A 12,800-nucleotide genomic window follows, 5' to 3' on the forward strand; every position below is an offset into this window, starting at 1 on the left:
CGAATTGGAGTTAGGCCGGGCGCGTTTCCACTGACTGCCCGCTGAGCGCACTGGTGAGTTCGGCCAAGGTCTCGATCCGAAGAATACGGAGGCGCGCGGCGTCTATTTTGTCGGCAGGCGTCAGTGGGACAGCGGATGGGGTGGCGCGGTCGAGCCAGACCCCCGTCAGTCCCGCAGCAGCCGCGCCCAGAGCATCCGTGCGGAGCCGGTCCCCGACATACACCGCCTCTGACACGGGCACGCCGAACAGGGCGCAGGCGTGCTCGAAGATGCGCACGTCGGGCTTGGCGACGCCGAGTGCACCCGAGGTGACGACGTGCTCGAACCGGTCGTGCAATCCGACCCGCCAAATTTTCTCGCCCTGAAAGACCGGGTCGCCGTTCGTGATGAGGCCAAAACGCACTCCGGGCAGAAGCTCCACCAGCGCATCGAGGCAGGGGAGGGCGTCGTCGTGCAGCCGCCAACTGGCCCGGTACCTCAGGAAGTAGTCGTCGAACCAGGCGTCAGCCTCGGCGTCAGTCAACGAAACGCGGAATGACGCCGCGAAGTCCTGGGCGCGGGCGCGGCGTTGGCCGGCGAAATCCAGAGTGCCGGCGAGGTAGGAGTGGTAGTGCTCCTCCTCGAGTGCATCCCAGAGCGCGGTGGCCGCCGTCCGGTCGCCGGTAGCGAATTCGCCGCCGATCCGGTCGAGGTGCAGCAGAATGCCCGCTGCAACCGCTCCCCGGTGTGCGAAGAGGGTGTCGTCGAGGTCGAACAGAACAACCCTCGGCATCATCGCGAGCCCAGGGTCTCTGCGGGCCAGCCGGGCTGTGGCCCACGGTCGTCTCCGGCGGCGAGGTGGCCCTGCCACGAGTCAGGGTAGCTTCCGTCCCGGTAGGCGGCGACGGATGGCCCCACCCCGGAATACCGAAACCCCGACTTCCACGCCGCTCGGGCTGACGCGACGTTTCCGAGCAGGCACTCCCAGTGCAGAACATCGATGAGTCTGGATGAGAACGCCCAATCGGCGACCAGTCGTTGCGCTTCGGGGATGAGCCCGCGGCCACGGTGCGGGGCGCCCAACCAGAAGCCGATGGACCCCACCCGGTGGACGGAAGCGTCGGCCGCGACGGATTCTCCCGTCAAGCGCAGCGCGATCACGCCGAGGAGGTCTGCCCCGGCCGTCTCGCGCAGCGCCCAGGTATATTCTCGATCCGACATCCATCCGGCGGGAACATACTCGCTGAGGAATCCTTCGGCGTGCTCGAAGCGGTACGGCCACGGAACGGTCAGAAAGCGCTCGAAGATCGGGTCCTGGCAGTACTCGAAGACTCGATCGGCATCGTCGGCCACCGGTTGATCGAGCACGACCCCGGGCGATGACAGCACGAACGGACGCATCAGCGGCGCGGCAGGAAGCCGACCCGGTCGTAGACGGTTGCCAGCGTCTCGTTCGCGACAGCGTCAGCCCTCGCGGCGTTCGACGCCAGCACCCGGTCGAGCTCGGCCTGGTCGCCGAGCAGTTCGGCGACGCGCTCGCGAATCGGGTCGAAGGTGCCCAGAACAACCTCGACCAGCCCCTTCTTGAGATCGCCGTAGCCGCGCCCGGCATACTCGGTTTCGAGCGACTCGATCGTGCGCGAGGCCAGCACGGAGTAGATCGTGAGCAGGTTCGCCACACCCGGCTTGTTCTCGCGGTCAAACACCACGCCGCCATCGACATCCGTCACCGCGCGCATGATCTTCTTGCGAGTCACACCGGGCTCGTCGAGCAACCAGATGACCCCGGCGTGCGATTCGGCCGACTTGCTCATCTTCGACACGGGGTTCTGCAGGTCGTAGATCTTCGCGGTTTCCTTCACGATCGCCACCTCGGGAACCGTGAAGGTGTCGCCGAACCGCGAGTTGAAGCGCAGCGCGAGGTCGCGGGTGAGTTCGACGTGCTGGCGCTGGTCTTCCCCGACCGGCACCACCTCGGTCTGGTACAGCAGAATGTCCGCGGCCATCAGCGTCGGGTAGGCGAACAGGCCAACGGTGGTCGCGTCTGCGCCGTGCCGCGCGGACTTGTCCTTGAACTGCGTCATGCGGCTGGCCTCACCGAACCCGGTGATGGTGTTCAGAACCCAGGCCAGCTGGGCATGCGCGGCCACGTGCGACTGCACGTACAGCGTCGATGCCGACGGGTCGATGCCGGCCGCAATATATTGCGCCGCAGTGCCGCGGGTGTTCTCCCGCAGCTTTGAAGGCTCCTGCGCCACGGTGATGGCGTGCAGGTCGACGATGGAGAAGAACGCGTCGTGCGTCTGCTGCAGCGACTTCCAGTTGAGCAGCGCGCCAATGTAGTTGCCGATCTGCAGGGACTCGGCGGAGGGCTGCATGCCCGAATACAGGCGGGGTTTGGTCATGAGTTCAACGCTCCAGAAAGGTCATAGTCGACAACGACGGGGGAATGGTCGCTCCAGCGCTGGTCGTACGCCGCGGCCCGATCGACCGCGTAGGAACCAACGGATGCCGCCAACAGCGGGCTGGCCAGATGGTAGTCCAGCCGCCACCCGGTGTCATTGTCGAAAGCCTGGCCGCGCTGGGACCACCAGGTGTACGGTCCCTCGACCTCGCCGGCCCACTTGCGCCCGACATCGACCCAGCCGAGTCCGGCACCCGCGTTGTACAGGGGGTCGCCTTCCGCTCCGAGGATACGGTCGAAATACTCCCGCTCTTCCGGCAGGAAGCCGGCGTGCTTCTTGTTTCCGCGCCAGTTCTTGATATCCAGCGTGCGGTGCCCCACGTTCAGGTCGCCGAGTACGAGCGCGAGCGGGCTGTGCGCGGTCAGTTCGGGCAGCCGCGCGAGCATGGCGTCGAGAAACTTGTACTTCTCGACCTGCTTGGGGGTGTCGGTCTCGCCGGAGTGCACGTAGGTGCTCACGACGGTGATGACCTGCCCGTTGACCTCGTAGTCGGCTTCGAGCCAGCGGCCGGCGCTGTCGAATTCTTCGGCGCCCAAGGCAACACGATGAATGGATGCTCCGGCGCGGCTCGCCAAGGCGACCCCGGCCCGCCCCTTCGCGGTGGCGGCATCGTGCAGAATGTTCCAGTCCGGCCCGAGCAGTCCCTCGAGGTCCTCGGTGGAGGCACGCACTTCCTGAATCGCGAGAATGTCAACGTCTCGGGCATTCAGCCAGTCGCCCATCCCCTTGCGGTACGCGGCTCGTACCCCGTTCGTGTTGATGCTGGCAATGCGTAGGGGCTTAGCTGAAGACATGGGCCAAGTCTACTTAGTGGTCTGAGCCGCATCCGCCTTGGCGTACCCAGCGACGATCGCCTCGGCCGCGCGGAGCCGTCGCCGGGCGCTCCAGCGGACATACCAGGGCGAGGTGTCGACGGCAGCCCTGGCCGAGCTGAGCTCGCCCTGCGCGGTCAGCCGGAGAGCGTCGTGCATGCGCCGGCGCTGGCTGGCGGCGGCTTCATCGGCGCTCAGGGTGTGGGGCGGGATCCCCGCGTCGTCCATGCCCACCGCAATCCAGGACGCGGCGATCAGCGTGACCGTGCTCACGAGGTTGAACCAGATCAGTAGCCCGATGATCACGGCGAACGTCGCCAGGAGCGGGTTGCGATTGGCGCCGCCGAGGAGCGCGCCGCCGAGGACCTTGAGCAGGCCGAGAGCGACGCCACCGAGCAGAGCTCCGGTAAACAGCCGCCGCGGGGGAATGCGCACCCGGGAGAGCACCCGGAACAGGCCGGCCAGCGTGAGCGTATCGATGATGAGCACGACCGCCAGACCGATCAGCCGGGCCGACGCCTCATAGAAGAACGAGTCCTGCGGCAGGTGAAAGACACTGAACAGCACGTCGAGCAGGGCTGTGCTGGCGAGCGACACGACGGCCGAGAGAATCAGGGCCAGGCCGAACACCAGCCCAAGGCCGAGCTCACGGAGCTTCACCCAGACGAAGAACGTGGTCTGCGGGGGCATATCGAACACGGTGCGCACGGCCTGGGCCGTGGCCGACAGCCAGCTGAGCGCGGTGAACAGCAGCCCGACCAGTGCTATCGCACCGATCCAGGTGAAAATTCCGGCGGCCGCCAGCAGCTTTGGGTCAATGATGCCGTCGGTGCCAATCAATCCCGGAATCGACTGGTTGATGATTGCATAGAGCGCGTCCAGCAGGGGCTGGTTCGCGGTCAAGAACAGTCCGGCAATGGAGAAACCCACCCAAACGGCCGCGAAAATGGCGAAAATCGCCTGATACGACATACCGGCGGCCAAGATACTGCCGCCCACGCTGCTGAAATGAGTCACGACCCGCACGGGGCGCCAAGTCTGGACGCGCGCTACAAGTTCTTTCACTCTGCCAGTTTAACGAGAGACACCCCCGTCGAATCGACGGGGGTGTTCTTCATGCAATCGGGCAGTTACGCCTTGCCTCGCATGATGGCCTGCTTGACCTCGGCGATGGCCTGGGTCACCTGGATGCCGCGGGGGCAGGCATCCGTGCAGTTGAAGGTCGTGCGGCAACGCCACACGCCCTCTTTGTCGTTGAGAATGTCGAGGCGCACTTGGGCGCCATCGTCGCGCGAATCAAAGATGAAACGGTGCGCGTTGACGATGGCGGCCGGGCCGAAGTACTGGCCGTCGGTCCAGAACACCGGGCAGCTCGACGTGCATGCCGCGCAGAGAATACATTTTGTGGTGTCGTCGAAGCGCGCGCGCTGGGCGACCGTCTGGATGCGCTCCTTGCCCTTTTCCGGCTTGACGCTGTTCATCATGAACGGCTGTATTGCCTTGAAGGAGGCGAAGAACGGCTCCATGTCAACGATGAGGTCCTTCTCCAGCGGCAAGCCCTTGATGGCCTCCACATAAATGGGCTTCGTAACGTCGAGGTCCTTCATGAGCGTCTTACAGGCAAGACGGTTGCGGCCGTTGATGCGCATGGCATCCGAGCCGCAGATGCCGTGAGCGCAGGAGCGACGGAAGGTCAGCGAGCCGTCCTGCTCCCACTTGATCTTGTGCAGCGCGTCGAGCACGCGGTCGGTCGGGTAGAGCTGCACGTCAAAATCCTGCCAGTGCGGCTCGTCGTCGACCTCCGGGTTGAAGCGACGAATAATGAGCGTGACCGTGAAGGATTTGATCTCTTCCGGCACGACGGGCTTGTTATCGATTGTGGCGGTACTCACTAGTACTTCCTCTCCATCGGCTGGTAGCGGGTGATGACAACCGGTTTCCAGTCAAGCTTGATGTGGTCGGCGGCATCGGCCGACATGGCGTCACCCTTGAGGTACGCCATGGTGTGCTTGAGGTAGTTCTCGTCATCACGAACGAGGTAGTCCTCGCGCTGGTGGCCGCCGCGGCTTTCCTTGCGGTTGCGGGCGGAGTAGACGACGACCTCGGCGAGGTCGAGCAAAAAGCCCAGTTCGACGGCTTCGAGCAGGTCGGTGTTGAATCGACGACCCTTGTCCTGCACGCCGATGTTCTTGTAGCGCTGACGCAGCAGGTGGATGGTCTCTGTGACCTCGGCGAGGGACTCATCGGTGCGGAACACCTGAGCCTTCTTGTCCATTTCTTCCTGCAGAATCTTGCGCAGCACGGCGATGCGCTCGGTTCCGGTCGACGAGCGGATGCCTTCCAGCAGCTCGCGCACCTCCTTGGCCGGGTCTTCCGGCAGCGGAACGAACTCGGCCGTCTTGACGTACTCAACGGCGTTGTTGCCGGCGCGCTTGCCGAACACGTTGATGTCGAGCAGCGAGTTGGTGCCGAGACGGTTCGAGCCGTGCACCGAGACGCAGGCGCACTCGCCGGCTGCGTACAGCCCGGGAACGACGACCTCATTGTTGCGCCAGACTTCGGCCTTCACGTTGGTCGGGATGCCGCCCATCGCGTAGTGCGCGGTCGGCATGACCGGAACCGGCTCGGTGACCGGGTCGACGCCGAGGTAGGTGCGCGCGAATTCGGTGATGTCGGGCAGCTTGGTCTCGAGCAGTTCCTTACCGAGGTGGGTGCAGTCCAGGTACAGGTAGTCCTTGTCGGGCCCGGCGCCGCGACCCTCCGCGACCTCCTTGAGCATGCAGCGCGAGACGATGTCACGCGGGGCGAGGTCCTTGATGGTCGGTGCGTAACGTTCCATGAAACGCTCACCTGAAGCGTTCCGAAGGATTGCTCCCTCGCCGCGAGCTCCCTCGGTCAAGAGGATGCCCAATCCGGCCAGCCCGGTCGGGTGGAACTGGAAGAACTCCATGTCCTCGAGCGGCAGACCCTTGCGCCAGACGATGCCGACGCCGTCACCGGTGAGGGTGTGGGCGTTGGAGGTGGTCTTGTAGATCTTGCCGAAACCACCGGTGGCGAAGATGAACGCCTTGCCCTGGAACACGTGCAGTTCGCCGCTCGACAGGTCGAGGGCCACCACGGCCGACGGCTGGTCGACACCGTCGACGTTGGTCATGACCAGGTCGAGTACGTAGTACTCGTTGAAGAAGTTGATGCCGCGCTTGACGCAGTTCTGATAGAGCGTCTGGAGGATCATGTGGCCGGTGCGGTCAGCGGCGTAGCAGGCGCGACGCACCGGGCTCTTACCGTGGTCGCGAGTGTGGCCACCGAAACGGCGCTGGTCGATCTTTCCCTCAGGCGTGCGGTTGAACGGCAGGCCCATGTTCTCAAGGTCGATGACCGCGTCGATGGCTTCCTTGGCCAGGATCTCGGCGGCGTCCTGGTCAACCAGGTAGTCGCCGCCCTTGATCGTGTCGAAGGTGTGCCATTCCCAGTTGTCTTCCTCGACGTTGGCGAGGGCCGCAGCCATCCCGCCCTGCGCCGCACCGGTGTGAGAACGCGTCGGGTAGAGCTTGGAAATGACCGCTGTGCTGGCGTGGGGGCCGGCTTCGATGGCGGCACGCATGCCGGCTCCACCCGCTCCCACAATGACGATGTCGTGCTGGTGGTAGTGCACGCCGTCTACGACGGTGGACTCCGGGGACGCTGTGGAAGAAGTCATATTTGTTAGTGCAGCTCCTAGAGGGACTTACAGAACGAGGCCACGAGGTCGGCGGGCGCACCGGCGGGGCAAGGATCGAAGGTGAACACCACGAGGGTGCCGAGCGTGATCAGCGCGACGACGCTGACCAGAATCGCGACCTTCAGGATGCCGCGGCTGATCCGCGAGGTGGCGTAGTCGTTGACCAGGGTGCGCATGCCGTTGCCGCCGTGAATCAAGGCGAGCCAGAGCATGATGACGTCCCAAACCATCCAGAACGGGTTGGTCAGCTTGCCGGCGACGAACGCGAAGTTCAGGGCGCTGACGCCCTCACCGATCATGAGGTTGACGAACAGGTGGCCGAAGATGAGCACGACCAGCACGACGCCGGAGACGCGCATGTAGATCCAGCCCCACTTTTCCCAGTTGACCCCGCTCTTTTTCGTGCTGCGGGTGTACGGGCTGCGGGGAGCTTCGATTGTTGAAGTCATATTGTCGCCCCCTAGTGGCTGAACACGTTGATGAGGTGGCGCGGCGCGAAGCCCAGCATGGTGACGACCCAGAGGCCGATGACGACGTAGAACAGCACCCGCTGGTGCTTGGCGTTCCAGAAGTCGATCAGAATGATGCGCAGACCGTTGAAGGCGTGGAACACGATGGCGCCGACGAGTGCGACCTCACCGAGACCCATGATCGGTGTCTGGTACTGCCCGATAACCGCGTTGTACGCTTCGGGGCTGACCCGCACGAGCGCCGTATCGAGAATATGGACGAGCAGAAAGAAGAAAATTGCGACGCCGGTGATGCGGTGCAATACCCACGACCACATGCCCGTGTTACCCCGATACAGGGTGCCGGCGGGGCGACGTGACGTCGTCTTCTGCTGAGAATCTAGGGTTCCTGCCGTCTGTGGCATGAACAACCCTCCCTGGCTGAATTATGGCTCTTAAGTGAGACCGAGAATGCGCTATTAGCACATTTAGTTAGTCTACAAGTGCTCCGCCTTCTCGTGTCAGTTAGGGTGCCCTAACGTTGCATCGAGGGTGGCACGTGAGTGCCGGCGCGCACGGCGAGGCGCTCGTCGATGGCCTGCTCGTAGTAGTCGACCAGCTCGGCGCAGACCGTGGGCCAGGAGCGCCCGAGCACTGCGCGACGCCCGGCTTCGCCCATGCGCGCACGCAGCATGGGGTCGAGTGCGAGCTGGCACACCCAGTGCTTGAGATCACGGTCGTCATTCGGTCGAAACAGATACCCGTTCTCGCCGTGCGCCACCAGATCGATCGGCCCTCCGGCGTGCGGGGCCACCACCGGCAGCCCGGCCGCGTGCGCTTCCTGCAGCGTCTGGCCGAACGTCTCCTCGGTACCGGCGTGCACGAACACGTCAAAGCTCGCGTAGGCGACGGCGAGTTCGCGGCCCGACAGCCGCCCCAGCCAGGTGACCGGCATGCCCGCGAGGGCCCGCCGTATAGAAGGTACGCTCGGTCCGTCTCCGACGAGAGCCAAACGGATGCCCGGCACCCCGCGCAGCGCACGAAGCCGCTCCACCTGCTTCTCCGGGGCCATGCGACCGACGTAGCCCACGATCACATCGCGTTGGCCTTCCGTCTTGAGCGCGGGCGCAATCCGTTCCCGGAGCGCGGCGACCGCCGGATCGTTCTTCAGATTGGGGTGAAAACCGGTCAGGTCGACACCGCGGGTCCACATGGCCAGGCGGGGCACGCCGAGGCGCAGCAGGGCGGCCATCGACGACGACGATGGAACGAGGGTGCGGGTGGCACCCTCGTGTACCCACTTCACGAATCGCCAGGCCAGGGCCGTTGCGGGGCCGAGGTGATTTCGGTGAGCGTAACCGGCGACATCCGTTTGAAAGATCGCGACCGAGGGGATGTCGAGCCGGTTGGCGGCGCTGATGCCCTGGGCGCCGAGCAGAAACGGCGAGGCGGCGTGCAGCACGTCCGGGCGAAAGTCGGCGAGCAGCTTCTGTACCTGCGGGCTCGGCATTCCGACAGGAAATTCGCGGTAGTTCACGGCGGAGACGGTGTGCACCGGAAAACCCGCATACTCGGCTGGGGCACCGGAGGGGGCGATGACCAGGGCCTCGTGTCCGGTGGCGGCCAGGTGGTCGAGCACCTTGCACACGCTCGTGGTCACCCCGCTCACGGTGGGGAGAAAACTTTCGCTGATGACTGCGATCCGCATGGTTCGAGGTTAAGTCGCGACGATTGCCGCCGGGTGACGGGCGCATGAACAGTGGTGTCAGGCACTCGCATCGGGGCCGCCCGATAGTCTGATCCAATGATTACGTCCAGTGAGCCCATCGACCGCCTGTACAGCGTGATTCCCGCCGGCGGCATCGGCTCCCGGCTGTGGCCGCTGTCGCGAGCGGATGCCCCCAAATTTCTGCACGACCTCACCGGCTCTGGCCGCACCCTGCTGCGCGATACCTGGGATCGCCTCGTTCCGCTCTCGACCGAGCGACGCATCATGGTCGTCACCGGGCGTGCCCACCGGGCCGCCGTCGAGCAGCAGCTGCCCGAACTGGCCGATCCGAACGTCGTTCTCGAAAGCGAACCGCGCGACTCGACCGCCGCGATCGGCCTCGCCGCCGCCATTCTCGAGCTGCGCGAACCCGGCGTGATCATCGGATCGTTCCCGGCCGACCAGGTCATCAAGGGCGACGCCCTCTTCCGCTCGGCGGTGACCGAGGCGGTTGCGGCAGCGGATGCCGGCTACATCGTCACGATCGGCATCCAGCCGACCGAGCCCGCGATCGGCTTCGGCTACATCAAGAGCGCGGCGCCCCTGCCCATCGACGGCGCCCCGACCGCCCTGGCCGTCGACTCCTTCGTCGAGAAGCCGAGCCCCGAGGTCGCTGAGCAATACCTCGCCGACGGCAACTACCTGTGGAACGCCGGCATCTTCATCGCGCGCGCTGACCGCTTGCTGGCCGAGATTGCCTCGGCCGAGCCCGAGCTGCACGCCGGACTGATGAAACTTGCCGAAGCCTGGGACACCCCGGCCCGCGGCGCTGTCGTCGACCAGGTCTGGCCGCGCCTGAAGAAGATCGCGATCGACTATTCGGTCGCCGAGCCCGCCGCGGCTGCCGGAAAGCTCGTCGTGATTCCCGGCCAGTTCGACTGGGACGACGTGGGCGACTTCGCCTCGATCGCCAAGCTGCACTCCGGCGGCCGCAAATCCAACCTCGCCATCCTCGGCGAGGGCGCGCGAGTGCTCGCCGACTCGTCGAGCGGCATCGTGGTCAGCCACACCGGTCGCATGATCGCACTGATCGGGGTGGAGGACATCGTCGTGATCGACACTCCCGACGCCCTGCTGGTCACGACCAGCGCGAACGCCCAGAAGGTCAAGGCTGTCGTCGACGCGCTAAAGCTCTCCGGCTCCAGCGATGTGCTGTAGGCCATTCCTGACTAGAATTCCAATTCATGCTTAAGGAGTGTCCATGCGTCGTGTGATTGCTGTTTCTGCCCTCGCGGCATCCGCTCTGCTGCTGGCCGGGTGCGCGCAGGCACCGGCACCCACCACGACAGCGGATGCGACGGCGCCCGACTACTGCGCCCGCATGGTCACGAACTCGGGCGGCCTCGAAGACCGGTCCTTCAACCAGTCCAGCTGGGAAGGCCTGCAGGAAGCGGCGACGACCTACAACATCAATACCGACGCTATCGTCTCGACCTCGGAGACCGATCTGGCGCCCAATGTGAGCCAGGCCGTCGCCACCGGCTGTGATTTCGTTCTCACCGTCGGCTACGAACTCGCCGACGCCACGCTGGCCGAAGCCACCGCGAACCCCGAGGTGCACTTTGCAATCGTCGACGAGGTCGTCGATGCCCCCAACGTGAAACCGATCGTCTTCGACACCGCCCAGGCGTCGTTTCTGGCCGGCTACCTCGCTGCCGGGGTGAGCAAGACTGGAATCGTCGCCACCTTCGGCGGCGGTAACCAGCCGCCCGTCACCCTGTTCATGGACGGCTTCGTCGACGGCGTCGCCATGTACAACGACAAGCACAAGGCTGCCGTGAAGGTGCTCGGCTGGAACAAGGAGCTTCAGGATGGCCGCTTCACCGGCGACTTCGAAGACGTCAACAAGGGCAAGGCCCTCGCCCAGTCGTTCATCGACCAGGGCGCCGACATTATTCTGCCGGTGGCCGGCCAGGTGGGGCAGGGTGCGGCCGCTGCCGCGATCGAGACGCCGGGCGTGACCATTATCTGGGTCGACAACGACGGCTTTGTGACGCTTCCGGAACAGTTCCGGTCGGTTGTGCTCACGAGTGTGCTCAAAAACACGTCGGCCGCGGTCGTGGAAACCATCGGCTCTGACCTCGACGGCAGCTTCGACAACACGGCGTTCGTCGGCACGCTGAAGAACGGCGGCGTCGAGATCGCTGACTTCCACGACCAGGCCGGCTTGGTGACCACCGAACTCAGTGACGAGGTCGATCAGATCCGGGCCGCTATCATAGCCGGGATCATCGATGTAAACGGCCCCAGTTCACCCCAATAGGGGGAGAAATGTTTCCGTAATGTCGCGGCTTGGTAACGACTCGCCCGCGCACGCACATTGCTCATCTGCGCAGCGTCACATTCGGTAACGTGGATCGCACCACGCCCGTGCGATCTAGCTGGGCAGCACCCTGGAGGTCCTCTTGACAATTTCGACCCGTAAGACCGTACTCACCGGTCTTGCAATGTTCGGCTCAGTGGCGATGCTCGCGGCCTGTGCCCAGGCGCCGGCGACTACCGATGACACTAACTCCGCCGCAGCCAGCGACTTCGTTCCCTGCATGGTTTCTGACGCGGGTGGATTCGACGACAAGTCGTTCAACCAGCTCGGTTTCGAAGGACTCAACGAAGCGGCCAAGTCCCTGGGCGTCACGCCGATCACGGTCGAGTCTGCGACCGAGACTGACTACCAGTCGAACGTGCAGAACCTTGTCGACCAGGGCTGCTCTCTCATCGTCACCGTAGGCTTCAACCTCGCCGCCGCAACGGTCGAGTCGGCTCTGGCCAACCCCGAAGTCAACTACGCCATCATCGACGACACCGCCGACCTCGACTTCAACGGTGAGGTAGACGCGCCGAACATCAAGCCGATCGTGTTCGACACCGCCCCCGCCGGCTTCATGGCCGGCTACGCGGCAGCCGGCTACAGCAAGACCGGCGTCGTGGGAACCTATGGCGGACTTCAGATTCCCCCGGTCACCATCTTCATGGATGGTTTCGCTGACGGTGTCACCTACTTCAACGACCAGAACGGTACGTCCGTTCAGACCGTCGGCTGGGACGTCGCCTCGCAGACCGGCTCCTTCACCGGTGGCTTCGCTGCAGGCGTCGACTCGCTCGCCAAGGCCCAGGGCCTCATCGACCAGAACGCCGACGTGCTGCTTCCCGTTGGTGGACCGATCTTCCTGAGCGCGATTGAAGCGATCAAGAGCTCGGGCAAGGACATCGCCATGATCGGTGTCGACGCCGACCTATACGAGACCTACCCGGATGGCGCTGACCTGTTCCTGACCAGCATTCTCAAGGGCATCAAGGTCGGCGTGTCCGACGTCGTCACCGGTGCCGGCACAGGTGCCTTCGATGCCACCGCATTCGTCGGTACCTTGGCCAACGACGGCGTGGGAGTTGCGCCGTTCCACGACTTCGAATCCAAGGTCCCCGCGACCATGACCGACGAGCTGGACGCGATCAAGGCTGGTATCATCGACGGTTCGATCACGGTGGAATCACCCGCTTCGCCCAAGCAGTAATACGCTGACAGCAATGGGGAGGCCGATTTTTCGGCCTCCCCATTTCATTACCCTCGTGCACTCCCGCCATGCTCGACTCAAGAATTCAGGATGA

The 12,800-nt window shown here is 64.5% G+C and carries 13 protein-coding genes; 3 read left to right on the plus strand and 10 right to left on the minus strand.

Annotated elements, in window-relative coordinates; translation table 11 throughout:
* Positions 1–10: 10 nt before the first annotated feature.
* From CXY78_RS13065 to CXY78_RS13110, 10 genes are all read right to left on the minus strand, one after another.
* Complete coding sequence (locus tag CXY78_RS13065; RefSeq protein WP_104089682.1) at positions 11–775, minus strand: HAD family hydrolase; 765 nt, start codon at positions 773–775, stop codon at positions 11–13.
* Positions 772–1,368: a GNAT family N-acetyltransferase gene (locus tag CXY78_RS13070; protein ID WP_158252823.1), complete on the minus strand. Its 597-nt coding sequence runs from the start codon at positions 1,366–1,368 to the stop codon at positions 772–774. The genes CXY78_RS13065 and CXY78_RS13070 overlap by 4 nt, the downstream gene beginning before the upstream one ends.
* A gap of 11 nt (positions 1,369–1,379) precedes the next feature.
* A complete protein-coding gene (gene trpS / locus CXY78_RS13075) occupies positions 1,380–2,384 on the minus strand; it encodes a tryptophan--tRNA ligase (protein WP_104089684.1) in 1,005 nt (334 codons plus the stop codon).
* Entirely contained in the window at positions 2,381–3,238 is an 858-nt protein-coding gene (locus tag CXY78_RS13080; protein ID WP_104089686.1) for an exodeoxyribonuclease III, read from the minus strand. Before CXY78_RS13080 ends, trpS begins: the two co-directional genes overlap by 4 nt.
* A 9-nt stretch (positions 3,239–3,247) precedes the next feature.
* Positions 3,248–4,321, minus strand: a complete 1,074-nt coding sequence (locus tag CXY78_RS13085) for a YihY/virulence factor BrkB family protein (protein WP_233206185.1) — start codon at positions 4,319–4,321, stop codon at positions 3,248–3,250.
* A 65-nt stretch (positions 4,322–4,386) separates the two neighbouring features.
* Positions 4,387–5,148 (minus strand): succinate dehydrogenase iron-sulfur subunit, encoded by a 762-nt coding sequence (locus CXY78_RS13090; protein WP_092339017.1) that lies wholly within the window; start codon positions 5,146–5,148, stop codon positions 4,387–4,389.
* Complete coding sequence (gene sdhA, locus CXY78_RS13095; protein ID WP_092339015.1) at positions 5,148–6,956, minus strand: succinate dehydrogenase flavoprotein subunit; 1,809 nt, start codon at positions 6,954–6,956, stop codon at positions 5,148–5,150. The genes CXY78_RS13090 and sdhA overlap by 1 nt, the downstream gene beginning before the upstream one ends.
* A gap of 17 nt (positions 6,957–6,973) precedes the next feature.
* Positions 6,974–7,426, minus strand: a complete 453-nt coding sequence (locus CXY78_RS13100) for a succinate dehydrogenase hydrophobic membrane anchor subunit (protein WP_092339013.1) — start codon at positions 7,424–7,426, stop codon at positions 6,974–6,976.
* An 11-nt stretch (positions 7,427–7,437) separates the two neighbouring features.
* Positions 7,438–7,851, minus strand: coding sequence for a succinate dehydrogenase, cytochrome b556 subunit (sdhC, locus tag CXY78_RS13105; protein WP_104089690.1), 414 nt, complete (start codon positions 7,849–7,851; stop codon positions 7,438–7,440).
* Positions 7,852–7,961: 110 nt separating this feature from the next.
* Complete coding sequence (locus tag CXY78_RS13110; RefSeq protein WP_104089692.1) at positions 7,962–9,134, minus strand: glycosyltransferase family 1 protein; 1,173 nt, start codon at positions 9,132–9,134, stop codon at positions 7,962–7,964.
* A gap of 96 nt (positions 9,135–9,230) precedes the next feature.
* On the opposite strand from CXY78_RS13110, the gene CXY78_RS13115 reads away from it, so the two are divergent.
* From CXY78_RS13115 to CXY78_RS13125, 3 genes are all read left to right on the plus strand, one after another.
* Complete coding sequence (locus CXY78_RS13115; RefSeq protein WP_104089693.1) at positions 9,231–10,352, plus strand: mannose-1-phosphate guanylyltransferase; 1,122 nt, start codon at positions 9,231–9,233, stop codon at positions 10,350–10,352.
* Between the two features lie 43 nt (positions 10,353–10,395).
* Positions 10,396–11,457, plus strand: coding sequence for a BMP family protein (locus tag CXY78_RS13120; RefSeq protein WP_092339007.1), 1,062 nt, complete (start codon positions 10,396–10,398; stop codon positions 11,455–11,457).
* Between the two features lie 142 nt (positions 11,458–11,599).
* Positions 11,600–12,706: a BMP family protein gene (locus CXY78_RS13125; protein ID WP_092339005.1), complete on the plus strand. Its 1,107-nt coding sequence runs from the start codon at positions 11,600–11,602 to the stop codon at positions 12,704–12,706.
* Positions 12,707–12,800: the final 94 nt, after the last annotated feature.

This window comes from Cryobacterium sp. N19 (assembly GCF_002929595.1).
Classification (GTDB): Bacteria; Actinomycetota; Actinomycetes; order Actinomycetales; family Microbacteriaceae; genus Cryobacterium; species Cryobacterium flavum.